Annotated in this window: 20 protein-coding genes; 11 read left to right on the top strand and 9 right to left on the bottom strand. The window is 70.3% G+C overall.

Annotated features, from left to right (window positions below):
- Window positions 1-214 precede the first annotated feature (214 nt).
- Both ACZ4N4_RS31155 and ACZ4N4_RS31150 read left to right on the top strand, forming a co-directional pair.
- Complete coding sequence (locus tag ACZ4N4_RS31155; RefSeq protein ID WP_467595013.1) at window positions 215-2,677, top strand: SpoIIE family protein phosphatase; 2,463 nt, start codon at window positions 215-217, stop codon at window positions 2,675-2,677.
- Window positions 2,678-2,757: 80 nt separating this feature from the next.
- Window positions 2,758-5,202 (top strand): SpoIIE family protein phosphatase, encoded by a 2,445-nt coding sequence (locus ACZ4N4_RS31150; RefSeq protein WP_467595010.1) that lies wholly within the window; start codon window positions 2,758-2,760, stop codon window positions 5,200-5,202.
- An 87-nt stretch (window positions 5,203-5,289) separates the two neighbouring features.
- Here ACZ4N4_RS31150 and ACZ4N4_RS31145 read toward each other — a convergent pair whose 3' ends face one another.
- The gene (locus ACZ4N4_RS31145) at window positions 5,290-5,943 is read right to left on the bottom strand and encodes a TetR/AcrR family transcriptional regulator (protein ID WP_467595007.1); all 654 of its coding nucleotides are present in this window, start codon (window positions 5,941-5,943) and stop codon (window positions 5,290-5,292) included.
- Between the two features lie 281 nt (window positions 5,944-6,224).
- Window positions 6,225-8,000 carry a glycoside hydrolase family 6 protein gene (locus ACZ4N4_RS31140; RefSeq protein WP_467595004.1) on the bottom strand — a complete coding sequence of 592 codons (1,776 nt, stop codon included), beginning with the start codon at window positions 7,998-8,000 and terminating at the stop codon, window positions 6,225-6,227.
- 1,028 nt (window positions 8,001-9,028) lie between these two features.
- Here ACZ4N4_RS31140 and ACZ4N4_RS31135 point away from each other — a divergent pair.
- Both ACZ4N4_RS31135 and ACZ4N4_RS31130 read left to right on the top strand, forming a co-directional pair.
- Entirely contained in the window at window positions 9,029-10,051 is a 1,023-nt protein-coding gene (locus tag ACZ4N4_RS31135; RefSeq protein WP_467595002.1) for a LacI family DNA-binding transcriptional regulator, read from the top strand.
- A 230-nt stretch (window positions 10,052-10,281) separates the two neighbouring features.
- Window positions 10,282-11,415, top strand: a complete 1,134-nt coding sequence (locus ACZ4N4_RS31130) for a glycoside hydrolase family 12 protein (RefSeq protein ID WP_453580308.1) — start codon at window positions 10,282-10,284, stop codon at window positions 11,413-11,415.
- 369 nt (window positions 11,416-11,784) lie between these two features.
- Here the strand turns inward: ACZ4N4_RS31130 and ACZ4N4_RS31125 are convergent, their stop codons facing one another.
- The 5 genes from ACZ4N4_RS31125 to ACZ4N4_RS31105 form a co-directional block, all read right to left on the bottom strand.
- Entirely contained in the window at window positions 11,785-12,609 is an 825-nt protein-coding gene (locus ACZ4N4_RS31125; RefSeq protein WP_467595000.1) for a SigB/SigF/SigG family RNA polymerase sigma factor, read from the bottom strand.
- A gap of 305 nt (window positions 12,610-12,914) precedes the next feature.
- Complete coding sequence (locus ACZ4N4_RS31120) at window positions 12,915-13,922, bottom strand: SDR family oxidoreductase (protein ID WP_467594997.1); 1,008 nt, start codon at window positions 13,920-13,922, stop codon at window positions 12,915-12,917.
- 276 nt (window positions 13,923-14,198) lie between these two features.
- Window positions 14,199-17,252 carry an FAD-binding and (Fe-S)-binding domain-containing protein gene (locus tag ACZ4N4_RS31115; protein ID WP_467594994.1) on the bottom strand — a complete coding sequence of 1,018 codons (3,054 nt, stop codon included), beginning with the start codon at window positions 17,250-17,252 and terminating at the stop codon, window positions 14,199-14,201.
- A 41-nt stretch (window positions 17,253-17,293) separates the two neighbouring features.
- Window positions 17,294-17,860, bottom strand: coding sequence for a cysteine hydrolase family protein (locus ACZ4N4_RS31110; RefSeq protein ID WP_467594991.1), 567 nt, complete (start codon window positions 17,858-17,860; stop codon window positions 17,294-17,296).
- Between the two features lie 22 nt (window positions 17,861-17,882).
- Window positions 17,883-18,839 (bottom strand): LLM class F420-dependent oxidoreductase, encoded by a 957-nt coding sequence (locus ACZ4N4_RS31105; RefSeq protein WP_467594989.1) that lies wholly within the window; start codon window positions 18,837-18,839, stop codon window positions 17,883-17,885.
- A 156-nt stretch (window positions 18,840-18,995) separates the two neighbouring features.
- Here ACZ4N4_RS31105 and ACZ4N4_RS31100 point away from each other — a divergent pair, with 156 nt between their 5' ends.
- The 4 genes from ACZ4N4_RS31100 to ctaF all read left to right on the top strand — a co-directional run bounded on the left by ACZ4N4_RS31100 (window position 18,996) and on the right by ctaF (window position 22,239).
- Window positions 18,996-19,658 (top strand): diguanylate cyclase, encoded by a 663-nt coding sequence (locus tag ACZ4N4_RS31100; RefSeq protein WP_467594986.1) that lies wholly within the window; start codon window positions 18,996-18,998, stop codon window positions 19,656-19,658.
- The gene (locus tag ACZ4N4_RS31095) at window positions 19,655-19,798 is read left to right on the top strand and encodes a hypothetical protein (protein ID WP_453564464.1); all 144 of its coding nucleotides are present in this window, start codon (window positions 19,655-19,657) and stop codon (window positions 19,796-19,798) included. Before ACZ4N4_RS31100 ends, ACZ4N4_RS31095 begins: the two co-directional genes overlap by 4 nt.
- Window positions 19,799-20,164: 366 nt before the next feature.
- Window positions 20,165-21,838 carry an aa3-type cytochrome oxidase subunit I gene (ctaD, locus tag ACZ4N4_RS31090; protein WP_467594983.1) on the top strand — a complete coding sequence of 558 codons (1,674 nt, stop codon included), beginning with the start codon at window positions 20,165-20,167 and terminating at the stop codon, window positions 21,836-21,838.
- On the top strand, window positions 21,835-22,239 hold the full coding sequence (gene ctaF, locus ACZ4N4_RS31085) for an aa3-type cytochrome oxidase subunit IV (RefSeq protein ID WP_453564458.1): 405 nt from the start codon (window positions 21,835-21,837) through the stop codon (window positions 22,237-22,239). The genes ctaD and ctaF overlap by 4 nt, the downstream gene beginning before the upstream one ends.
- Here the strand turns inward: ctaF and qcrB are convergent.
- The gene (gene qcrB / locus ACZ4N4_RS31080) at window positions 22,157-23,692 is read right to left on the bottom strand and encodes a cytochrome bc1 complex cytochrome b subunit (RefSeq protein WP_467594980.1); all 1,536 of its coding nucleotides are present in this window, start codon (window positions 23,690-23,692) and stop codon (window positions 22,157-22,159) included. The genes ctaF and qcrB overlap by 83 nt on opposite strands.
- Here qcrB and ACZ4N4_RS31075 point away from each other — a divergent pair.
- Window positions 23,691-24,353, top strand: a complete 663-nt coding sequence (locus ACZ4N4_RS31075; RefSeq protein ID WP_467594977.1) for a SpoIIE family protein phosphatase — start codon at window positions 23,691-23,693, stop codon at window positions 24,351-24,353. The two genes, qcrB and ACZ4N4_RS31075, sit on opposite strands and share 2 nt — an antisense overlap.
- Window positions 24,350-24,523 carry a hypothetical protein gene (locus ACZ4N4_RS31070; protein WP_467594975.1) on the top strand — a complete coding sequence of 58 codons (174 nt, stop codon included), beginning with the start codon at window positions 24,350-24,352 and terminating at the stop codon, window positions 24,521-24,523. The genes ACZ4N4_RS31075 and ACZ4N4_RS31070 overlap by 4 nt, the downstream gene beginning before the upstream one ends.
- A 194-nt stretch (window positions 24,524-24,717) precedes the next feature.
- Here ACZ4N4_RS31070 and ACZ4N4_RS31065 read toward each other — a convergent pair whose 3' ends face one another.
- Window positions 24,718-24,846 (bottom strand): hypothetical protein, encoded by a 129-nt coding sequence (locus ACZ4N4_RS31065; RefSeq protein WP_467594972.1) that lies wholly within the window; start codon window positions 24,844-24,846, stop codon window positions 24,718-24,720.
- A 117-nt stretch (window positions 24,847-24,963) separates the two neighbouring features.
- On the opposite strand from ACZ4N4_RS31065, the gene ACZ4N4_RS31060 reads away from it, so the two are divergent.
- Window positions 24,964-25,197, top strand: coding sequence for a hypothetical protein (locus ACZ4N4_RS31060; protein ID WP_450764345.1), 234 nt, complete (start codon window positions 24,964-24,966; stop codon window positions 25,195-25,197).
- Window positions 25,198-25,228: the final 31 nt, after the last annotated feature.

Below are 25,228 nucleotides of genomic sequence, written 5' to 3'. Positions count from 1 at the left end.
CAGAAGTGGACAAAACCGTCCAAGGTCGGCGGGCAGCGTGCCGATAGATCGCTGAACCCTCGGCGAGGTCCGCGCCATGTCGCCCGCTCAGCGCGGCAGGTCCTCCCGGGGCGATCCTCAGCCCCCGGCCAGCGCCGTTCCACCCCGGCCACGGATCGGGCCGACGCTGCACAGGCCGACGCTGTCTCACCCCCACCCCGATGGAAAGAACCGGATGACGAACACCGACCACACGCCCCTCACCGAACCGGTGAGTCCCCGAGAGACACCCGATGCGGCAATAGCGATGCTCGATGCGGAAGGGACCGTGGTGGGGTGGACGCACGCCGCCGAGCAGCTCGTCGGGTACTCGGCCAGGGAAGTGGTGGGCCGGTCCGCCGCACACGTGCTGCTGCCCGCCGAGAATGCCCCGAGTGCTTCGGCGTTCGCCGAGCAGTGCCGTGCCCAGGGTGGCTGGTCCGGCACCGTGACGGTCCGCCACCGCGACGGCCACGCCATCAGAATGACGCTGCGGATCTCGCTGCTGTGGGGTCAGGACGCCGACACCCGGTGGCTGGTCTCCGTGACGGACATAGGCACCCTGTCCTCGGGGGCATCCAACGGAGCTGTGCGCGAGTCGCTGCTGGCCCACGCACCGATCGGCATCGCCGTCTATGACCCGCAGCTGCGCTGTACCTGGGTCAACGACGCCATGGAGCGCCACGACGGCACTCCCCGCGAGCGACGGTTCGGACGCCGCCTGCGGGACTCACTGCCCGCGGTCGAGGCCGAGGCGCTCGAGGTGGTGATGCGGCAGGTGCTGGAGAGCGGCACCACCATGGTCCACGAGTACCGGGCGTGGTCGTCGACGGACCGGCGCCGGGAGCACGCGTTCTCGGCCTCGTTCTTCTGCCTCCAGGACGCGGACGGCACGGCGCTGGCAGTGTGCTCCATGAGCGTGGACGTCACCGGCAACCGGCGGGCGCGCGAGCGCCTCGCCATCCTCAGCGAAGCCGGCACGCGCATCGGCAGCACCCTCGAGGTCATGCGGACCGGGCAGGAACTGGCCGACCTCGTCGTACCCCTGCTGGCCGACCACGCACTCGTCGACCTGATGGAGTCGGTTCCGTTCGGCGTGGATCCCTCGGCGGGGACCGGCAACGCCCACGGCCGCCCACCTGTGCTGCGCCGTGCCGGTGTGGCCTCCGTCGACCCGAGCATTCTCAAGTTGCCCTGGGTGCGCGAAGAGGTGATCCGCCCCTTCCCGACCTCGCTGTTCGCCACCGCCCTGCGCACGGGCAGGTCCTACCTGGAATCGGTGCTGGACACCTATTCGGGCCCCTGGGTCGGTCACGACCCTGTGCGGACGCAGAAGTTTCGTGACACCGGCGTCCACTCTCTGATGGTCGTACCCATCCGGGCGCGGCGCTGTGTGCTGGGACTGGCCGTGTTCGGCCGCTCCGGGGAATCGACGCCCTTCCAGGAGGACGACCTCCTCCTCGCCGAGGAGCTCGTCACCCGGGCCGCGCTCAGCCTGGACAACGCTCTCCAGTACGCCCGTCAACGCACCGCGGCCCTGACGCTCCAACGCGACCTGCTCCCTCACCATGTGGGCGGCGGCGCCGCCCTCGATGTGGCCTCGCGCTATGTGCCGGCCGACCTGAACCACGGTGTGGGGGGTGACTGGTTCGACGTGATCAAGTTGTCCGGCGCCCGGGTGGCCCTCGTCGTCGGAGATGTGGTCGGACACGGCATCAACGCCGCGGCGACGATGGGCCGACTGCGCACCGCCGTCCGCACGCTCGCGGACATGGAACTGCCTCCCCACGAACTGCTGGCGCACCTCGACGACACGGTCAGGCGGCTGAGCGAGGAAGACACCGACGGTTCGGACCAGCTCCCCGCGGCGGTGGGCGCCACCTGTCTGTATGCCGTCTACGACCCGGTCACCCGGCGGTGCACCATGGCGCGGGCCGGGCATCCCCCGCCCGCGGTCATCGACCCGCAGGGCCACATCACTTTCCCCGACATGCCCGCCGGGGCCCCGCTGGGCCTCGGCCTCGGTCTGGTCCCCTTCGAGTCCGTGGAACTGGAACTGCCCGAGGGAACGCTGCTCGCGCTCTACACCGACGGTCTGGTCGAGTCCCGCGACGACGACATCGACGTGGGTTTGGATCGCCTGGGCGCCGCCCTGGCAGGGGCCGGTCCGTCCCTGGAGGACCTGTGCTCTCACGTGATCGAGACCTTGCCGACTCAGGCCCCGGCCGACGATGTCACCTTGCTCCTTGCGCGGACTCGCGGACTCGAAGCGGCCCAGGTCGCCTCCTGGGAACTGCCGAACGACCCGGCCGCGGTCCCCATCGCCCGGCAGGCAGCCGCCCGTCAGCTCAGCGAATGGGGGCTTGATCATCTGGTGGCCACCGAGCAGCTGATCGTCAGTGAACTGGTCACCAACGCCGTCCGCTACGGCGGCGGGCCGATCCGCCTACGGCTCATCCAGCACCAGGTCTTGACTTGCGAAGTCTCCGACAGCAACCCCAGCCACCCACGCCCCCGTCATCCCCACACCATCGACGAGAACGGCCGCGGTCTTTCCCTCATCGCTCACTTGTCCCGCAGGTGGGGCTCCCGCTCCGCGACGGACGGCAAGGTCGTCTGGGCCGAACAAGACCTGCCCTCCAAAGCCCTTGCGGCGTGACGCGCTGCCGACCGGGCGGCCGACGGCCGCCACAGCATGCCGATCTCTCCAGCGGCAGGCTCTCCCGAAGGAAGCCACTCATGGACCTAGAGAATCTCAAGAATGCCTGCTCGGCAGGCGGCTCCCAAGAATCGACGGGCGTATCCGGCTCCGGTCCCGGCGGAGGGTCGTACGCCTTCGACGGGCCGGCAGCCGCCGTGCTCGACCATCGAGGCGCGGTGCTGCGGTGGACAGGGACAGCAGAGGACCTGACCGGGTTCCGCGCCGAAGAGGTCTGCGGCCGCCTCGTGCGGGAACTGGTGGCCGACCTCCCGGACGACCTGGGCGACGCGGAGGTGCCGGCGTCCGGCCGGGTACGGCTGTGGCATCGGTGCGGCGACACCATAGATGTCACCTTCCGCACCACCAGGGTGGGATGCTCCGGCTCGGCGGAGGTCCTCGTCGTGGCGGCCCCTACACACCACGTCGCCGGCCACGAGCACGGCGCGGCGCTCCTGCGTGCGCTGTCCGCACAGAACCGGATCACGATCGCTGTATATGACACGGATCTCGTCACTGTGCAGACGAACGCCACGCCGGGCGCTCCCGACGGCCGTCCGGTACAGCCCGGCACTCGGCTGAGCGACGTGCTGTGCGCCGAGGACTCCGCGGACGCCGAGGGCCTCGAGGCGGTACTGCGCCAGGTGCTCGAGACGGGTGTCCCGGTGGTCCGCAGAAACCAGCTGGTGAGCTGGCGGAACGACCCGGCGCGACAGCACGCGCTCTCGCTGTCCGCCTTCCGTCTGGAGGACGCGCGAGGACGCCCCACCGGGGTCGCGGCCCTGTACCTGGACAATGCCGACCAGATGCGCGCCCGACGGAATCTGGATCTCGCCCGCGCGGTCGCCGAGCGGGTAGGAGGATCCCTGGATGTCGTGCGTACTGCGCAGGACCTTGCGGACGTCCTCGCACCTGCGTTCGGGGACCTCGCCGCCGTCGACCTCGCGCACTCCGTTTTCGACGGGGACGAACCGTCGAAGCAGCTGGGCGGTGGAGACATGGGCAACGCGGCCCTCGCGCCGGCCGGCGCGGTGTGGCCGGCCGGCATCAAGCGCGGCGAGTCCATCCCGCCCCTTCCCGACCACCCCCTGCTGCGCAGCTTCCACCACGGCGAGCCAGTCGTCTTCGACCTTGACGACTTCGTCGCCATGGTCAGAGACCCGCAGCTGGTCGTGTATCTCGTCCCGAAGGACGCCCATTCGGTGATGGCGGCACCGTTGCATGCCCGCGGGCACACGCTCGGCGCCATATCGGCCTGGCGCTGCGGCCGCTCCGACCCCTTCACCGAGGACGAGACGGATCTCATGAAGCAGATCGCCTCACGGGGTGCGCTCGCCATCGACAACGCTCGCCGTTACACGCGCGAGCACCGGGCGGCCGTAGCGCTGCAACAGCGTCTCCTTCCCCCGGCCACGACCGACACTCCGGCAGCCGAGACCGCCGGCGTATACCTGCCCGCAGGCGGCGGAGCGGACATCGGCGGTGACTGGTACGACTGCATTGCCCTGCCCTCGCTCCGGGTTGCCCTCGTCGCCGGAGACGTGGTCGGCCACGGCATGCCCGCAAGCGCCACCATGGGCCGCCTGCGCGCCGCCATCCAGACGCTCGCGGACCTGGAACTCGAACCGGACGAACTGCTCGCCCGGCTCGCGGACCTGGTGCAGCGCCTCGCGGCCGAAGCCCCGTCCGGCGACCGGGACATCGTCGGCGGCACATGCCTGTACGCGGTCTACGACCCGGTCACCAGGCGCTGCGCCATGGCCAGTGCCGGGCACCCGCCCCCCGTCCTGGTCCGGCCGGACGGGACCGCCGAACCAGTCGGGATCTCCCCGGGGCCACCACTCGCCCTCAGCGGCATGCCGTATGAGACCACGGTGATCGACGTCGAGCCGGGCAGCGTGCTCGCCCTCTACACCGACGGCCTGGTCGAACGGGGCGATCGCGACATCGGCCAAGGCCTGCCACGCCTGACAAAGGGCCTCGCCGCGCACTGCCGTCCGGATCGTGCCCTGGACGAAACCGGCCGGGCTCTCCTCGCCGACCTGGCGGACCAGGCCCCGCGCGACGACGCGGCCCTGCTGCTGGCCCGCACCCGCGCCGTCCCAGCGGCGGACACCGCGCACTGGGAGATCCCGGCCGATCCGGCCGCTGTCTCCAAAGCCCGACGATGGATATCCCGCCAACTCGCCATATGGGGCCTGGACGACCTCCTCTTCGCCACCGAAGTCATCGTCAGCGAACTGGTGACCAACGCCATCCGCTACGGCCGTCCGCCGATGGACCTCCGTCTGATTCGCCACCACGTCCTGGTGTGTGAGGTCACCGACTCCAGCAGCACCCAACCCCGCCTCCGGCGTGCCCGCACGACGGACGAGGGAGGACGCGGCCTCTTCCTCGTCTCTCAACTCGGCGGACGGTGGGGCTGCCGCCATGGCCAGAACGGCAAGACGATCTGGTCCGAGCAATTCATCCAGGATTCCCCCTGAAGCCACGGCTCACCCCGGAGACTGCGAGCAGGAGCGGCCCCCTGCCTCGCGGCCGCGACGCGGTCGATGCAGGCGCAGCGACCGGGATCAGCCGCCATCAGCGAAGCCCGGCTCGGCATTGATCACGGAAGAGACGTCCTCGACCACGTCACTCGCACGCTTCTCCGGCACCCCGGCAGCGATCAGGGTGGAGATGACGAGTGGGACGACATCATCGTCCAGTACCCCGTCATTGACGCTCTCCAGCAAGGCGACCGTCAGCGCTTCCAGTCCGGCGCTGAGCACCACGGGCGGCAGGTGGGAATGGAAAACTCCCTCCCGCTGTCCCCTCTCCAGAATGTCCGTCGCCGCATCTCGGATCGGAGCCAGGATTCCCGTGACACGTTCGGCTCCCAAGTGCCTGCGAGCCAGCGCCAGGAGCATCCGGTACCTGTCTCCGACGGGCCACATCCCAAGAAACAGCCGGGCCAGGGCCCGCTCAGCCGGGTCGTCCAGCCCCACCGCGTCCTCCGCCGCCTCCCGCAGCGCTGCGGACGCCTCGTCGGCGAGCGCACCCAGCAGGGCTTCACGTCCGGGGAAATGTCCAAAGAGCGTGCGCCGTACGACACCGGCGGCTTGTGCGAGCTCCTCCATCGTGATGTTCGGGTTCCGGCCGAACTCCTGGCGGGCGGTGTCCAGGATGCGCGCCCGGTTGGACCGTGCATCGCGGCGCTGAGGCGCGCGGGCCAGTGGCTTGGTCACGACAACCTCGGTAGATCTGTAGGGCAGGGTGCGGCGCAGGGGCCAGACGGGTACGTCCCATTTTGGCAGAAGCGCGAATCGCCTGCTCTGTCGGTCACCGCAGTACGCCACTCTCGCCAGTTCCCGGAGCTCCGCCTCTCCCGTGATCCACGGGAATCACCGGCCGCCCCGGGAAGAATCCCGCGGGGCGGCCGGCCGCACCTCCCTACCTGGACGCCGCCGGACCCCTCCCTCTCCCTGCCGAGCGGGACCGACCCCGGCGGACACAACGCGTCAGCAGGTCATGACAAGGGCGGGTACGCGTTCTGGACCAACTGCTGGAACTGGGCGGAGAACCAGTGTCCGGCCAGCGGCGAGTTCGGCAGCGCGCCCGTGGGGTTGTTGCCGTTGCGCGCGTTGCCACCGTAGGTCGGGTCGCACATCCGGTCGAAGCCCTTGCCCTCGTCGTTGGGGGCGGCCGCGCTGTTGCCGTCCGACTCCCCCGGCGGCTTGACCCATACGTAGGCGTCGATACCGGCGGCAGGAGCCGCGGTCGGCCGTTCCCCGATGCCTGCTCCGCTCTGGTTGCACCAGTTGCCGGCGTGGATCCGCCGGTCGATGCGGCTGCCGTCGACGTAGCCGTCCACGGAGGTCGGCGCTCCGGGACCGGTGGGCCGGGCGGAGCCGCCCCAACCGTTGCGTGAGGTGTCGATCAGCATGCCGAGTCCGGAATCGAATCCGGCCGCGACGAGCTTGTCGCGCAGCGCCTGTGCGAAGGACTGCTCGTCCACGTACTGGTTCCAGTCCACCCACTTCGACTGACGTACGGTCTGACCGTTCACCGTGTCGGTGACCTTGAGGTACGGCTCCTTGGTGGGGCTGTAGTTCGCGGTGTTGACGATGAAGCCGGCCACGTCGTTCACGCTCGCGCCGTTCGTCGTCGCGACCTTGTGGAACTCCTGCACCGCGGGACCGAGGTTGCTGTCCCAGCCGAGCCAGCCATGGTGGGCGGCGTCGATGTAGTTGTAGACGTTCGGGATGGCACCCAGCTTGTCCAGGGCGTAGCCCACGCCCTTTTCGTAGTTGCCGTTGGACTTCATGGTCACGCAGGCGTCGGTGGTCGTGGGCGTGCCGCCGGCGTTGGTGACCAGGTTGGGCAGGGAGTCGGGCTCGATGACGGTGGCGATCCGCAGGCCCGCGTACTTGGCGTCGGACAGGATCGACGCGATGGGGTCGATGTACTGGGACTTGTACTTGTCGAGGTCGTCGGGCCCCAGCTCGCCGTTGGAGGCGAGGGCGGCGCAGTCGCGGCCGGGCAGGTCGTAGATGACAAGCTGGACGACGAGATCGCCGGAGCCCTTCTGCTTCAAGGCCTCGTCGAGGTGGGCGCGCAGGCCCATGCCGCCGCCCACACCGTTGATGGCTGCGATGCGGTCCAGCCAGACGGCGGTGGGCTGGCCGGCGATGCGGCTGCCGCCCGGTTCCGCGGCGGCCTTGGCGGACCACTCGGGGTTCACGTACACCTTGGCGCCCGCGTAGGGATTGTCGGCGCGGCTGCCGGTGCCGCCACCGCCCGTACCACCGCCCGTACCGCCGCCGGTACCACCGCCCGTACCGCCGCCGGTGCCGCCGCCAGTACCGCCTCCGGTACCGCCGCCGTTGTCGACGTTGCAGGTGACGCCGTCGAGCGTGAACGTGGCGGGCACGCTGTTGGTGCCGCTGTAGGAGCCGTTGAAGCCGAAGCTGACCGAACCGCCGCTCGCGAGCGTGCCGTTGTAGGCCTCGTTGGCGGCGGTGACGTCGGCACCGTTCTGGCTGAGCTTCGTGTTCCAGGCGTTGGTGACCTTCTGGTTGCCGGCGTACGACCACTTCACCGACCAACTCGACTTGGCGGACGCGTTGTTGGTGATGGTCACGGCAGCGGTGAAGCCGGTGTCCCACTGGCTCTGCACCTGGTAGTCGACGGTGCAGGGAACGGCCGAGGTGGCGGCGCCGGCCTGGCCGACGACGAGCACTGTCCCCGTCGTCCCGGCGACCAGCGCCAGGGCGGCGAGCAGCGATGTCCTGGTGTGACTCATGAGTGCGGGTTTCCTTCTCTGGGTGGGGAGTTACGGACAGAGGCCGCACGGACGGTCGCGCGAGCCGACGTCTGGGCCACACCTCGGGCACACGTGGCGTTCCAGTGGTCGGTGCGCCGGTACGTCCGGCATCTGCTCGAAGGCGCGGCCGTGATGCCGGCTCTTCAAGGCCTTGGCTGTGCTGGGGGTCACCGGGTCAGGCGCAGGGCCGCCCGGCGGTGCCCGAAGGCGCCGACGCCGAAGCAGGACCCGTACGGGTCAGGCCGGCGTGTCGCGGGAGTGGCGCAAAGCGAGTGCGGTGCGGCTCGGCGCTCGTGCACCGGTCGACGGTGTTTGCCTCGGAGTTCCTGTCCACGGCGCACGCGGCCGTGGCTCCCCGGCCCGAGAACACCGGGCAGAGCGGTGTCGAGAGAGCGTCGCTGACTAAAAGTACTGAATGCGGGGGGTGTCGCATGAGCGAGTCCTCACAGCTTGGCGCGCCGCTACGGACGCGTCGCCTGATGGAACCGCTCCCACTGGTGGGGAGGAAGCTAGCGTCAACTGGCGAGGTTTCATAGGGCCCTTGCGAAACTTTTCGCCGGATCAGCCCAGTTCGAACTTTGAAGTCCCCAGCGTCTTGACCGCGCCCGCCTCCATCTCCACGATGGGAGCGCTCCCACTGGATTCAGGCTTTGGCACCTCTCCGTGAGTCACGCGACGCAAGGAGGAACAGCACATGGATCCCGGACGCGAACGCACATCCGGCCGGGCGGCCCACCCACACAGAGGGCCGCCCGGCCGACCCGCGACCGGCTCGGGACGCCCCGCCGAACAACCGATAGCCCCCTGTACAAACACAGATCACCAGTGCCATGGCAGCCCATGCCACTCATGACTACCAGCGGACAACGCCCAGACCTCCCCACTCGTAACGGGAGCGCTCCCAATCATGGGGAGCAGGGCAACCGCCGGTAACTATGCCACTGGTGAATTCGTGTGCTCACTCCCCTGCGGCCGGTAAGATCGGTGATCTCTTGGGGGAGGTGGTCATGGGCAGGCGACGCCCGGGGACACCGACGCTGGAAGAGGTGGCCGCCCACGCGCGGGTGGGACGGGGCACGGTCTCCCGCGTCATCAACAACGCGGCGGGCGTGAAGGATTCGACGCGCCGGGCCGTACAGCGGGCCATCGAGGAACTGGGTTACGTGCCCAATCTCGCGGCCCGTTCCCTGGCGGGACGGCGGGCCGACGCCGTCGCCCTGGTCATGACGGAACCGGACTGGCGGCAGTTCGCGGAGCCCTTCTTCTCCGAGATCGTCAGCTCACTCGGGAACGCGCTCACAGACACGGGGATGCAACTGCTGCTGACCCTGGTCCGCTCGGACACCGAGCGGCAGCGCTTCCTCGAGTACGCGCGCGGCGGCCGGGTCGACGGCGTCCTGCTGATGTCCGTGCACGCCGGCGATCCCCTGCCCGACATGCTCGCCGAAGCCCGGCTGCCGACCGTGCTGCTGGGGCGCCGCTCCGGGGAGGAGTACGTCAGCTACGTCGACGCGGACAACATCGGCGGCGCCCGCAGCGCCGTCTCCCACCTTGTCCAGCGGGGCCGCAGAGTCATAGCCACCATCACCGGACCACTCGACCTGTACGCCGCCCAGTGCCGGCTGCGCGGCTACGAGGAGGCCCTGAAACTCGCGGGCCTGAAGGGCGGCCCGACCCTTGTCGCCGAGAGCGACTTCACGACGGACAGCGGACGCCGCGCCATGGCCGAGCTCATCGAACGGCATCCGGACATCGACGGCGTCCTCGCCGCGTCGGACACCACGGCCGCGGGGGCTCTGGAGGCCCTGCGCGCGGCCGGGCGCCGGGTGCCCGAGGACGTCGCCGTGGTCGGCTTCGACGACTTTCCGCTGGCCCAGCAGACCGAACCCCGGCTGACCACGGTACGTCAGCCGATCGAGGAGATCGGGCGGGCCATGATCCGACTGCTCCTGGAGGAGATGGAGGAGGGCGCCGTGGCCTGGCGTCACGTCATCCTCCGTACGGAGCTGGTGGTCCGCGAGTCGACCTGACCCGCGCCGGCGAACCCGTCCGGAGAGCGATCGCGGAGTAGGCACGCCTCGTCTCGGCACCCGGTCCGACCTGCGGCTCCGAAATCGGTTCGACGGGTTCACCCCGACAGTCTTGTCATGGACCTGAACCAACCCTACAGTCCTGCCGAACCCAGGATTGGGAGCGCTCCCATTCACCAGGTTATGGGAGCACTTCCCCCATACCCCCCATCCCTCGGAAGAGGATCCGCATGCGTCCTTCACCGCACCATGCCCACAGCGCGCGTGGCCTGCTCGGCGCGCTGCTCACCTCGCTCGTCTCGCTCGCCGCGCTTCTGACCTCAGCGACGGCGGCACAGGCCGACACCTCGATCTGCCAACCCTTCGGTACGACGACCATCCAGGGCCGCTACGTGGTCCAGAACAACCGCTGGGGCACCAGTGCCTCCCAGTGCGTCACCGCGACGGAGTCCGGGTTCAGGATCACCCAGGCCGACGGATCCGTCCCCACCAACGGAGCTCCGAAGTCGTACCCGTCCGTCTACAACGGCTGCCACTACACCAACTGCTCGCCCGGCACCAACCTCCCCGCGCAGCTCAGCGCCGTCTCCGCCGCGCCCTCGAGCATCTCCTACGCCTATGTGAACGACGCGGTGTACGACGCCGCGTACGACATATGGCTCGACCCCACGCCGCGCACCGACGGCGTGAACCGGACCGAGATCATGATCTGGTTCAACAAGGTCGGGTCCATCCAGCCCATCGGCTCCCCGGTCGGCAACGCATCCGTGGGCGGGCGCGAGTGGCAGGTGTGGTCCGGCAACAACGGCTCGAACGACGTGCTGTCGTTCGTCGCACCGTCGGCGATCACCAGCTGGGCCTTCGACGTCATGGACTTCGCCCGGCAGGCCGTCTCTCGCGGACTCGCGCAGAACAGCTGGTATCTGACGAGTGTTCAGGCGGGGTTCGAGCCCTGGCAGAACGGCGCGGGTCTCGCCGTGACCTCGTTCTCCTCCGCCGTCAACACCGGGTCCTCCGGTGGTGGCCCGGGCAACCCGGGCGGCTCCACGTCCTGCAAGGTGGCGTACGCGACGAACGTCTGGCAGGGCGGCTTCACCGCCGACGTCACCGTCACCAACACCGGCTCCTCCCCCGTCAACGGCTGGCAACTCGCGTTCACCCTCCCCTCCGGGCAGCGGATCACCAATGCCTGGAACGCGAACCTGTCCTCGTCGTCGGGAGCTGTCACGGCGAGCAACGTAGCCCACAACGGCCAGATCGCGGCCGGCGGCCAGGTGGCCTTCGGGTTCCAGGGCAGCGCCGACGGAACCTTCGCCAAGCCGTCCGGCTTCAGCCTGAACGGAACCGCCTGCGCCGGCGTGTGACACGCATTCGAGATCCGGAGCCCGTCTGAGCGCGGTCCGGAGTTCAGCCGCGACTTCCGCACACCTCCGCGGGGCTCCACGACGTCCACGCGAACCTGAGCATCGGCAGCCTGGGCTTCGAGGAGGCCGCGGCATCGGCTCACGATGATCCCGAGGGGGATCTGCCGGTGGTCGGCGAACATGTGCGCGGCCGGTGCCGAGGGAGTGACCGGGCGGGGGGCATGAACGCGGGCACGCTCGGCCGGAAGTCGAGGCCCTCCGCGCGTTCGTCGCCCACCGTCGGTCACTCCGCGCCGAGGACAGGCCGGCCCGCATGCGGGTTGGGTACGGCCCGCATGCGGGCCGTGTACGTGCGGGAGGAGAGAGACGTCACCGGCGTAGAGCGTCCTCCCTGACCTGGGCGCAGCTGCGGCTGATGAGGCGGGAGACGTGCATCTGGGAGATGCCGAGGCTTTCGGCGATCCGGCTCTGCGTCATGTCCTCGAAGAAACGCATGTAGAGGATGGCCCGTTCGCGTTCGGGCAGCCGGCGCAGTCCCTCCTTGGCCGCCTCCCGGTCGACGACGGTGTCGAAGGAGCCGTCGGCCTCCCCGAGGGTGTCGGCCAGGCGGTGACCGTCCTCGCCGGCGGAGAGCTCGGCGTCCAGGGACAGGGTGCTGAAACTCTCCAGCGCCTCCATCCCCGCCTGGACCTCGTCCTCGCTCAGCCCGGTGTGGGCGGCGAGGTCGGCCACCGAGGGCTCCGGGCTGCCGGGGCGCTCGGTGAGTTCACGGCGCGCCACCCGCACCCGGTTCCGCAGCTCCTGCACCCGCCGGGGCACCCGCAGCGCCCACATCCGGTCACGGAAGTGCCGCTTGACCTCACCGGTGATGGTGGGCACCGCATAACTCTCGAAGGCACCGCGCGAGGGATCGTAGCGGTCCACGGCCTTGACCAGACCCAGCGCCGCGACCTGCCGCAGATCCTCCACGGACTCACCACGGTCACGGAAACGGCCGGCGATACGGTGCGCCATCGGCAGCCACGCGGCCACCAGTTCCTCACGCAGGGCGTCCCGCTCGGGACCGTCACCGAGCGCGGCGAGCCGGGCGAACAGGTCTGCTGTCACGGGAGCGTCGTCGTGGGTCCGCCGGGAGGTGGCCTGCGCGGTGCGGGCGGGCGTGGGGACGCGGCCGGACGAAATGGTGGAGACCATGCGGATATCACTCCTGGACTGTCTTTCCAGAAAGTCCGGAACTCAGGTTCCGGACACGTCCTGAAGGTTTGTCTGGGGGTGCCGCAACGGAAAGGCGTCCTGGCCCGGGAGGGTGCGGACAGCGTGAGGGGTATCCCGCTGGGCATGCGCCTCCGGTCCGAAGCACTGAACTCCGCCTGCCCCTGCGCGTGAGTGGTAAACGCAGCGTCCTTGGACGGATGAGAGGGCTTCACGCGGTGGGCGCCCGGTGCATCCGGCACGGCCGGCAAGGACCGCCCGGCATCGTGAAGCACGCGCCCGCGGATTCAGCGCTGGCCTCTGATGCGGTGCCGGATGCCGATCGCCGCCGCTCCCACCGCCGTCGCCGTGGCGGACGCGAGGGCGGGATGGCGGGCGAGGGCGGCCTGCCAGGAGCGGGGGTGGGCACGGTCGTCGAAGGACCCGTGTGCGCCGTGGTCGGTGGCCGGCTGGTTGTCGGCCGGGGTGAAGAGGTTGTCCGGGCCCGCCGGGCGGGGGCCGTCCGTCTGCTGGGAGTCGAAGCCGGTCCGGGCCAGGTAGCGGTCCAGGACGGCCGGGGCCAGTCGGTTGGCCAGGATGGTGGCGGCTGTGCTGGCACCGATGTAGCGCTGTTTGCGCCGGGGATGGTCGGCGGCGTGCAGTACGCCTCGGGCGGCGACCTCGGGCTGGTAGATGGGCGGGACGGGTTGTGGTTGGTGCGGGAGCCGAGAGCGCACCCAGGAGAACTGCGGGGTGTTCACGGCGGGCATCTGGGCGATGGTGATGCGTACGTTGCTGCCCCTGTGCAGGAGTTCGACGCGTACGGCGGAGGTGAAGCCGTTGATCGCGTGCTTGGCGCCGCAGTACGCGGACTGGAGCGGGATGGCCCGCTCGCCGAGCGCGGAGCCGACCTGCACGATGGTGCCCCGGTCGCGCGGCAGCATCCGGGCGAGTGCCGTCCTGGTGCCGTTGACGAACCCGAGGTAGGCGACGGCGGTGACCCGTTCGTACTCGTCCGGGGCGATCTCGGTGAAGGGCGCGAACACACTGGTGAAGGCGCAGTTGATCCACACGTCGATGGGCCCGAGTGCCTCCTCGACGGCGTCGGCGGCTGCTTCGACCTGGTGTGCGTCGGAGGTGTCGGCCTGGTGGACGGAGGGCAGCCCGCCGAGCTCCGCCACCTCCCGGGCCGTCGCCTCCAGTCCGTCGCGGCCACGGGCGATGAGGGCGATGCGTGCCCCGCGCCGGGCGTAGAGCCGGGCCGTGGCGCGGCCGATGCCGGCGCTGGCTCCGGTGATGACGACGACTTGCGTCATGGTCGGCTCCTTGTCGTGCGGTCAGCTGGTTCGGTAGCGCGCCGCCCGCTCGTCGGCGCGCCCAGGGTGGAGTCCGCCTCGCGGGTGTCGGTGGGCACGGTGTACACGGCGCTGTCCACCCGCTCCACCCTCCACACGTCGGTCACCTGCGGCCGCCGGGCAGGAACCGGGTGCGGGCGAAGACATGCTCCACGTCCCGGTCGCGCGGCCGCCGGAGGATGTGCTCGGAGACCTTCGTCGACATGGTGGAAAACCCTTCCTGGGCCGGGGTACGCGTCATGCGCGGCGCAGCCGTCGTGCGGCTGCCAGGGCGGCCGTGGCCGTGAGGGTGCCGGCGGTCGCGGTGGCGGCCCAGCGGGCCGAGCGGGAGGGGGCGGCGGGTCGCCGGGCCAGGCGTTCGGGACGGTCGCTCGGCAGCGGGCCGTCCAGTGCGAGGGCCAGCGCCTCCGCGAGATGCAGGGCTTGGCGTCCGGTGGCGCCCTGTTCGATCTGGGTTCTGCAGCTGAAGCCGTCGGCCAGCAGCAGACTGCTCGGAGCGGCCTCGCGGACCGCCGGCAGCACGCCCGACTCGCCGATCTTCATGGACATTTCGTGGTGGCCGCGTTCGAAGCCGAAGTTGCCGGCCAGGCCGCAGCAGCCCTCGTCGAGGACGTCGGCGTCGATGCGGGCGCGGTCCATGAGCGCGCGGTCGGCGTCGAACTTCATGATCGCGTGCTGGTGGCAGTGCGTCTGTACGGTCGCCTGCCGGGCCAGTGCGGGTGGCCGCCAGCCGTCCGGTGCGTGGTGGACGAGTTGTTCGGCGAAGGTCCGTGTCTGCCGCGCCAGCCGCCGTACGTCCTCGTCGTCGGGCAGCAGTTCGGGGGCGTCGGACCGGAAGACGGCGGTGCAGGACGGCTCCAGGCCGATGACGGGGGTGCCCGCGTCCAGGTACGGCCGCAGGACATCGAGGGTGCGGCGCAGCACGCGCTTGGCCGTGGCCAGTTGCCCGGTCGAGATCCAGGTCAGCCCGCAGCACACGGGCGCCTCGGGTACAGCGACCCGGAAGCCGGCGTCCTCCAGGACCCGGACGGCCGACTTCGCGACCGAGGGATGGAAGTGGTTGCTGAAGGTGTCCGGCCACAGAACCACCGTCGCCGGATGCGCCGGGTCCGGCTGTTCGATGCCGAGCGCGCGCCACCACCGTACGAAGGACCGCTCGGCGAAGAGGGTAGCCTGCCGGTCCGTGTCCACGCCGGCGAGCCTCCTGCCCAGCCGGCCGAGGACCGGCGCGTGCAACGCGCTGTTCGCCAACGCGGGCACACGTTCACCGAGTTGGGCCCACAGCGGCAGCCAGCCCATCGAGTAGTGGGCGGCTGGACGCGGGCGTCCCGCGTAGTGGTGGGCGAGGAACTCGGCCTTGTAGCTGGCCATGTCCACGCCGGTCGGGCAGTCCGACTTGCAGCCCTTGCAGGCCAGGCACAGGTCCAGGGCGTCCCGGACCTCGGCCGACCGCCAGCCGTCCTTGACCGCCGAGTCGGGATGACCGTCGAGCATCTCGAACAGCAGCCGGGCCCGGCCGCGCGTCGAGTGTTCCTCCTCTTTGGTGGCCCGGTACGAGGGGCACATCACGCCGCCCTGCTGGGAGCGGCAGTTGCCGATGCCGACGCAGCGCAGCACCGCCCGGGTGAAGGAGTGGTCGTCCTCGGGATAGCCGAAGTGCGTGTCGTGGGCGGCCGGCCGCCAGGAGGCGCCCAGCCGCAGCTGCCCGTCCACGGGGTGCGGGTTCACCACCTTGCCCGGGTTCATCCGGTTGCCCGGGTCGAACAGCGCCTTCAGCTCACCGAAGGCGCCCACCAGCCGTTCACCGAACATCCGGGTCAGCAGCTCGCCCCGGGCCTGGCCGTCGCCGTGCTCGCCGGACAGCGAGCCGCCGTAGGAGACGACGAGGTCGGCGGCCCGTTCCAGGAACCCGCGGAAGTCCGCGACGCCCTGCGCCGTCTTCATCCCGAACGGGATCCGGGTGTGCACGCACCCCTGACCGAAGTGCCCGTACAGGGACGGATGGTCGTAGCCGAACTCCTCGAACAGCCCCTTCAGGTCTCGGAGATAGTCGCCCAGCCGCTCGGGCGGTACGGCGGAGTCCTCCCAGCCCTCCCAGGTCTCCCGGTCGTCCGGCGGTCGCGCGGTCACGCCGAGCCCGGCCTCCCGGGCCCTGAGCATCTTCCGTTCGCGTGCCGGGTCGTCGGAGAAGGCCACACCGGCGTCCTTCTCCGCCCGCCCGATGTCCCTGAGCAGGGCGTGGGCCTGCTCGTCGACGTCCTCCTGGCTGTCCCCGGTGAACTGCACCAGCAGCCAGCTGTCCCCCTCCGGCAGGGTGCGCAGAGAATCGAGATAGGCGTGCTCCTCGCGCATCAGCTGCGCCATCCGCCCGTCCAGGGCCTCCAGTTGGCCGGGTGAGCAGCGCTCAAGCAGCCGGTGCACGTCGTCGGCGGCGCGGCAGATGTCGTCGTACCCGAGGACCAGCAGCGACTCGCACGGCAGTACGGGGACCAGGTCGAGCTCGGCGCGCAGGACGGTCACCAGGGTGCCCTCGCTGCCGACCAGGGCCTTGGCCACGTCGAAGCCGTTCTCCGGCAGCAGCGAGTCGAGGTTGTAGCCGGAGACCCGGCGCGGGATCTTCGGGTAGCCGCGCCTGATGTCCGCGAGGTATTCGGTGACCAGGCCTTCGAGCCCGTCGTAGAGCTCGGCGCGGCGGCCGCCCGCGGCGGCGATCCGGGTTCGCTCGGTCGGCGTGGTGGGCCCCACCCACATCCGCAGCCCGTCGTACGTCAGCACCTCGAGGCGGCGGACGTTGTCGACGGTCTTCCCGTACGCCTGCGCCGACGATCCGCACGAGTTGTTGCCGATCATCCCGCCGAGCGCGCAGTGGCTGTGCGTCGAGGGCTTCGGGCCGAACTGGATGCGGTGACCGGACAGCCGGCGGTTGAGTTCGTCCAGGACGATACCGGGCTCCACCACACAGGTGCGGGCCTCGGGGTCGACGGAGACCAGGGCGTCGCAGTACTTGCTCCAGTCGATGACGACGGCCGCGTTGGTCGTCTGCCCGGCCAGGCTGGTGCCTCCGCCGCGCGAGAGCACGGGCACGTCGAAGCGGGCGCAGACCTCCACCGCGTGCGCCCCGGCCTCGACGGTCCGGGGGACGACCACGCCGAGCGGGATCTGCCGGTAGTTGGAGCCGTCCGTGGAGTAGGCGCCCCGGCTGCCGGCATCGAAGCGGACCTCGGCGTCGGTCTCGGCACCCAGGGCCGCCACCAGGTCGCCGAGGGGCTCTCCGTGGACGCGTTCGCTCATTTACGGCCTCCGGGCTCGTGCGGAGTTCCCTCCGGGACGCGTCACCGGGTACCCCGGAAGTCCACTTCCTTCGCCCGGAGAATCGTGGCACCCATGTTGCGTTCCATCATTTCCAGGGCGGCGGCCTCCAGATGGGGGTGGATGGAGGCGACGGCGTCGGTCGGCACGGTGACGTCCAGATGGCGGATGTGCGCGTCCAGGGCGGAATACAGGACGCACTGCTCGGTGACCTGGCCGGTCAGCACGACTGTGCCGACGCCCAGTTCCCACAGCAGATACGCCATGGGCGTGTCGTGGAAGATGGAGTGGCGTGTCTTGACGACGAAGAGGGAGTCGTCGTCCGGGCGGACCGGCTCGACCAGGCCGGCGTGCGGGCGCGAGAGCGCGGTGTCGACGAGTTCACCGTGGTGGGAGCGCCACAGTCCGAAGTTGTCGTTCGCGTAGACGACCGGCACGTCCGCGGTCCGGGCTCGGCCGATCAGTTCCGCCAGGACCGGTACGGCCCGTTCGGCGGCGGGCACCAGCAGCTCCGCGTCCTCGTGGTCGTACGTGTTGATCATGTCGATCACGACGAGTGCGCTGCCGTCGCGCTGTCCGGGCCCGGGCACGGTGAACCATCGCCTCGTGCGGTCAGCCCCGCAGCGGGGGCAGAACCTTGGTGCGGTAGAAGTCGAAGAAGCCCTGCTGGTCCTTGCCGATCTGGTTGACGTACACCGTGTCGAACCCCGCCTCGACGAACTCCGACAGCGCCTTCACATGGGCGTCGGGATCGTCGCCGCACGGCACCGACTCGGCCACCTGCTCCTCGGTGACCAGCTGGGACGCCTGTTCGAAGTGGCGTGGGGTGGGCAGGACCTGCGGGAGTTCGCCGGGCAGCTGCTCGTTGGCCCACAGCCGGTGCGCGGTACGGACCGCCTCCCGCTCGTCGGTGCCCCAGCACACCTTGAGCCCGCCGTACACCGGGTTCGCACCGCCGCCACCGCGCCGGAACCGCTCCACCACGGACTCGTCCGGCATCATCGTGATGAGCCCGTCGCCGATCCGTGCGGCGACCTCGGCGGCCTGCGGGCCGAAGGCCGAGACGTCGATCGGCACCGGCTCGTCGGGCACCGTGTAGAGGCGGGCGTTCTCCACCGTGTAGTGCTTGCCGTGGTGGCTGATCTGCTCTCCGGTGAACAGCCGCCGGATGATCTGCAGCGCCTCTTCCAGCATCTCCAGACGCACCGGCGCCTCGGGCCAGACGGTACCGAGGATGTGCTCGTTCAGCGCCTCGCCCGTGCCTACGCCCAGCCGGAAGCGCCCCTCCAACTGGACCGCGCTCGTGGCGGCCGCCTGGGCGATCACCGCGGGGTGCATACGCACCAGCGGACAGGTCACGGCCGTCTCCACGGGCAGCGAGACCGCCTGCGAGAGAGCGCCGATCACCGACCACACGAAGGGGCTCTGGCCCTGGGCGTCGTGCCACGGATGGTAGTGATCGGAAATCCACAGCGAGTCGAATCCGGCCTGCTCCGCCATCCGCGCCTGCTCGACGAGTTCCGCCGGGCTGTGCTCCTCGCACGAGAGGAAGTATCCGAAGTCCGCCATCGTGCCTCCTGAACCGCGTCCGTCTGGGTGACCGTTGCCGAGTACCCCGTGGCGGCCGGGTTGTACACGGTGTCGCCGGCAGGAGAAGGGGTACCGGGGAGGAAGTGCCTTCGCGGGTACGAAAGCCCAGGCCACGGCGATGTTACGGAGGTGTCCATGGCACTGCGCGCACTGCCCCGGAAGACCGTGAGGAGCATGCGGACCTGGCGGAACTGGCGACGCGGCGACGATCTGCGGATCACGGCCGGCTCGACCGACGTCGAGGACGCGAGCCGCCGCTTCCTGCTCTTCGGCGCCCTCCCGCTGTGGGTGGTGCCGGGTCTGGCCGACTGGTGGATGCATCGGCGGACCCGGATCGAGCACACCAGCGGAACCAAGGAGTCCGCGGTCCACGCGCTGATGATGACGGAGGCCGGGATCCCGGTGGTCATGGGCCTGCTGGCCCGCGTCAACCCACTGGTGCTCAGCGTGATGGGCGGCGCCGCCGTCGCCCACGGCGCGACGGCCTTGTACGACGTGTCGCTGGCCGTCGGCGAGCGGGAGGTGCGCCCGATCGAGCAGCACATCCACAGCTTCCTGGAGGTGCTGCCGCTCACCGCGCTGGCCTTCACCGCCTGTCTGCACGCCGACCAGGTCCACAAGACCCTGCGGGGCGGCCCGGACCCGCAGGACTGGCGGCTGCTGCCCAAGGAGCATCCGCTGCCCGCCGCGTACCTCGCGGGGCTCGCCGCGATCATCGCGGGCGGTGTCGCCCTGCCGTACGCCGAGGAACTGCGGCGCTGTCTGCGCGCCGCGGTGGGCGACGGGAGCCGACGATGACAGCCGCCGGCGTCGGCGCGGAACGGGCCGACGATCCGCCGCCACTCCTGGACCGGCGGCAGCCGCCCCCGGACATGCCGCACCGCGACGCTGCCTACCGGCGCGAACTGGGCAGCTGCACCTCGACACGCGTGGGGTAACGCAGGGTAGCCGGCGAGCGTGCCGGCCTGCCGGGCCTGGGCCTCGGTCAGTGCCAGGCCGAGGGCGCCGCCGGAGGCGGGACGGGCGGCCAGGAGCCGACGGGGGGTGGTCCCCGCGGCGTGAGGGTGGGGACTCCTCGTGTGCATGGCGCCGGCCACCCACCACCCGGCAGCGAATCCCAGGCCCACGGGGCGTGGCTGACGTGGCCCGTGCCTGGTCACCGGTAGCGTCGCGACGGAGCGGGCAGACACCGCGTATCGGTCATTCCGGCGAGTGTCACCCCTCCGCGGGAGCCGGCGGTTTCCCGGGCGGCGGGCAGGGCGCCCGCGAGGCGCTTTCCGCGCTCGGCCCGGCTGAGGAGGACCATGACCGAACTGTCGCAGCGGGTCGGCGGGAAGGCCGGGGCCTCCGCCGCTCCGGCGCCGCTCGGGCGCAGACTGCTGGGCTGGGCCACCACCACCGACCACAAGGTGATCGGTCGGCTGTACATGGTGACGTCCTTCTGCTTCTTCCTCCTGGCCGGCCTGCTCGCCCTCGGCATGCGTGCGGAACTGGCCCGCCCCGGGCTTCAGCTGATGAACCAGGACGTCTACAACCAGCTCTTCACCATCCACGGCACGATCATGATGCTGCTGTTCGCGACCCCGATGTTCGCGGGGTTCGCCAACGCGGTGATGCCCCTGCAGATCGGTGCCCCGGACGTGGCGTTCCCGCGGCTGAACGCGCTGTCGTACTGGATGTACCTGTTCGGCGGGCTGATGGTGGTCTCCGGGTTTCTGGTGCCGGGGGGCGCGGCGTCGTTCGGGTGGTTCGCGTACGCGCCGCTCAACAGCGCGTACTACTCCCCGGGCGCGGGCGCCGACCTCTGGGTGATGGGGCTGGTGGTCACCGGCGTGTCGACCACGCTGGGCGCGGTCAACTTCGTCACGACGATCCTGTGTCTGCGCGCCCCGGGCCTGACCATGTTCCGGATGCCGATGTTCACCTGGAACGTGCTGTTCACGTCGATCCTGGTGCTGCCGGCGTTCCCGGTGCTCACGGCCGCGCTGCTGGCGCTGGAGTGCGACCGGAAGTTCGGCTCGCACGTCTTCGACGCCCACAACGGCGGGGCGTTGCTGTGGCAGCACCTGTTCTGGTTCTTCGGGCATCCGGAGGTGTACATCGTGGCGCTGCCGTTCTTCGGGATCGTCTCGGAGATCATCCCGGTGTTCTCGCGCAAGCCGCTCTTCGGCTATCTGCCGATGATCGGGGCCACGACCTCCATCACCATGCTGTCCGCGGTGGTGTGGGCGCATCACATGTTCGCGACCGGGGCGGTGTTGCTGCCGTTCTTCTCGGTGATGTCGTTCCTGATCGCGGTGCCGACCGGGATCAAGTTCTTCGCGTGGATCGGGACGATGCACCGGGGTTCGCTCTCGTTCGAGACGCCGATGCTGTGGTCGGTGGGTTTTCTGGTGTCGTTCCTGCTGGGCGGGTTGAGCGGGGTGCTCCTCGCGTCGCCCCCGCTCGACTTCCATGTCACCGACTCGTACTTCGTGGTGGCGCATCTGCACTATGTGCTGTTCGGTACGGTCGTGTTCGCGATGTTCGCCGGGTTCTACTTCTGGTGGCCGAAGTTCACCGGGAAGATGCTCGACGAACGGCTCGGCAAGGCGCACTTCTGGCTGCTCTTCCCGGGGTTCCAGCTGACGTTCCTGGTGCAGCACTGGCTCGGCGAGGCGGGGATGCCGAGACGGATCGCCGACTATCTGCCGGCGGACGGGTTCACCCTGCTCAACACCCTGTCCTCGGCGGGCGCGTTCCTGCTCGGGATCTCCACACTGCCGTTCCTCTACAACGTCTGGCGTACGGCCCAACGCGGGCGGCGGGTCGAGGAGGACGATCCCTGGGGATACGGACGCAGCCTGGAGTGGGCCACCTCCTGCCCGCCGCCCCGGCACAACTTCGTGGCGCTGCCCCGGGTGCGGTCGGAGTCCCCGGCGTTCGACCTGCACCACCCGGAGATCGCGCGGCAGACGGCGCAGGAGGGTCCCCGGTGAAGGTCGAGGCACTGCTCTTCGGCGGGGTGGCCGTCTTCTTCGGTGCGGCCGCCGCGCTCTACGGCGTGTGGTCCGACGCCGATCCGGCCGGTACGGCGGCGCTGATCGTGGCGTTCGGGATGGCCGCGCTGGTGTCGTTCTTCTGCGCCACCCACTACGTCCGGCGCGGTCCGCGCCCGCAGGACCGCACGGACGCGGAGGTGGCGGACTCCGCCGGGCCGCTGGAGTTCTTCCCGCCGCACAGCTCCTGGCCGATCGTCACCGCGTTCGGGTTCGCCGTCGCGGCGGTGGGGGTGGTGTTCGGTCTGTGGCTGTTCCTCATCGGCTTCGGCGTTCTGGCTCGGGGTGTTGCGGGGCTGGTGTTCCAGTACGCGAGCCGGGGGGCCGGTCAGGAGGACTGACCGGCCGGCGCGGGGCGCCCGGCCGGAACGACGTGACCGGGCGGTGGCCGCTCTCGTAACCACCGGCCAGGGTCTGCCGTACCTCCCCCGTCTCCTCGCCCTCGGTCAGCAGGTCCTGCTCGGCGTGCAGCAGTGCGCGGCACACCGTGCGGGTCACGAAGAAGGCGGCGACCGGGGCCGCGATCAGGGCGACCCGGAAGATCCACGTCAGGGCGTTCACCGAGATCCGGAAGCTCTGGGCGATGATGTCGTTGCCGCCGGCCAGCAGCAGCACGGCGTAGAAGGTGGCGCCCGCGGCACCGAGGCCGCTACGCACGGGCCGGTCGCGTGGCCGGTCGCTGAAGTGCTGCTCCTGGCCGTCCTCCCCGGTGAGCCGTTGCTCGACGAAGGGGTAGGCGTACAGGACGAGGAAGAGCAGCGCGGGCAGCACGACGGCAGGCAGCAGGACGTTCCACATGAGGGTGTGCCCGGCGAAGTTCGTCTCCCAGGGCGGGACGAGGCGCAGCGAGCCTTCGAGGAAGCCGACGTACCAGTCCGGCTGGGAGCCGGTCGACACCTGGTCCGGCCGGTAGGGGCCGTACACCCACACCGGGTTGATCTGCGCGACACCGGCGAGCACCACCAGCAGCCCGGATACGGCGAGGGACAGACCGATCGAGGAGGCCGCGAACTGGGGGTAGAGCGGCTTGCCGGTCACGTTCTCGTTCGTGTGTCCGGGGCCGCGCCACTGGGTGTGCTTCAGGTGGAAGACCAGGATCAGGTGCACGGTGACCAGGGCGATCAGCGCGCCCGGCAGCAGCAGGATGTGCAGGCTGTACAGCTCGGGAACGATGTCGTGGCCGGGAAACTCGGAGCCGAACGCGAACATGGCGAGGTACGTCCCGACGACCGGGATCGACAGCATGATGCCCTGGGCGATTCGCAGACCGGTGCCGGAGAGCAGGTCGTCCGGGAGCGAGTAGCCGGCGAAGCCCTCGGCGAGGGAGAGTGAGAAGAGGGTGACGCCGATGGCCCAGTTCAGCTCGCGCGGCCTACGGAAGGCGCCGGTGAAGAAGACCCGCAGCAGGTGCAGGCCGATCGCGGCGACGAAGACCAGCGCGGCCCAGTGGTGGGTCTGCCGCATCAGCAGGCCGCCGCGGACGTCGAAGCTGATGTGGAGGGTCGAGTCGAACGCGCCGGACATCAGAGTCCCGCGCAGGGGTTCGTAGGAGCCCTCGTAGACCACCTCCCGCATCTCGGGCTTGAAGAAGAAGGTCAGCCAGACGCCGGTCAGCATCAGCACGGTCAGGCTGTAGAGGGCGATCTCGCCGAGCAGGAACGACCAGTGGTCGGGAAAGGACTTGCGTAGCAGCCGGCCGGCCCCGTCGTGAACGGGCAGCCGGGCGTCCACCGCGTCCGCGAACCGTTCCCCGCGGTGGCGTTCCTCGCCCTCGTCCGGTCCGGTCCCCCTCATGCGGCGGCCGTGGCGCTTCGCGCGCATCGCACTGACCTCACGTGACACCCTCCTCAGGACCGTGTGTCTCGCACTCTGGCCATCCCTTGCCCGGAAGGCGCGGGGCGAGTGCCCCGCCGCCGTGAAACACCCGCGCGGCAGGGCTTCGCTACCCGATCGGATGAGCCGCCGACGTCCGCGCGCCTCCTCGCGGCCCCGCGTGACCTGGCCGGCCACGCCGGCGAACTCCGCGATGCCCCGCCGCACCCCCCTGTGCTCCCGGGCCCTGCGTGAGAGCATCACCGTGCGCCACCACCGGCTCCGGCCCGGCGGCCGGCTCCTGCTCCCCACCGACGGCATCGTCGAAGCCCGGGACGCGGAGGACCGCGAGTGCGGGCGGGACCGCCTCGTCGAGTTCATCGGCCGCCACCACTCCGACCGTCGGACACTCCGCGAGACCCCGCGTCGGCCGATACCCGCAGTCGCTGAACACCATGCGGACCAGCTTGACGACGACGTGCCCGTCCGCCTGGCGAAGCGGCGTGCCGGCCCCGCCCCGCGGGGCCGAACCAGGTTTCACGCCGGGCTCGTTGGACACTCGGGACAAGAAGAAGAACAGGGATGTGTAAGGACGAACCGGACCTCAACAGGCCGGACCCGGAAGGAAGATGATCCGCCGTGACTGCGGAAGCCAGCAAACCGACCGCTGTTCGCCGCCCCGAAACGGGCTGGGCACGGGCGCGCCGCCTGCGCGGGCCAGGCATACGCACGTGCGTGCGCGCGAAGCTCGACAACGACGCGGGACGGTTGCGGCACAAGGACGACTGGAACGTCGTACGGGGCGAGGACTGACCGCCGTCACACGGAGAGCGTTGACATCCGTCACGGGCCGCGGCGAGTCCCGACCCGATCTGACACCTGTCACACCGTTCGACCAGCTCCCGCAAGAGCGAAGGATGCGCCCTCAGCATGGGGCTCGTCGGTCCGCGTCCCCTCGGGCCGGCCGCCCGCGAATCCGGAGCGACGTCCGCCGCCGCCGGTCGACCTCAGCCCTCGACTCCGGTCGAGGTGTACGCGGCGCCCACGAGCTTGGACCCGGGCGAGCCGCGCCGGAGCAGCCAGACGCCGGCGGGGAGCCCGGCTTTCCGCGCCGCCCGCGCTTCCGCGCGCAGCACCCGGCCATGGTGACCGGCGCCCGTGGTGCGTCGTGTCCCTGCGGGGTACTCGGCCAGTCCGGCCGACAAGGCCGGCGGGTCGACACCCGCTTCAACCCAGCGGACGGAGTGACGACGATGGCCAGCGCCACGGAGACCGGAAAGATCACCGGAACCGCCGACAAGGACTACAACCTTCTCTGGTACGTCGAGAGCTGCATGGATAACGCTCTGCGTCTGGACACTTACATCAAGGACGCCGAGCGGGAGAAGGACGCGCAACTCGTCGAGTTGTTCACCAAGGCACAGGCCGACAGCCGCAAGGGCGCGGACCTGGGCAAGGCAATGCTGCGCAGCCGCCTGAGCGGCTGATTCCCGGCAGCGGCGGGGCTCCCTCCGGACC

The organism is Streptomyces sp. NPDC026538 (assembly GCF_055567535.1).
This window is presented reverse-complemented; position numbering and strand designations above follow the sequence as displayed.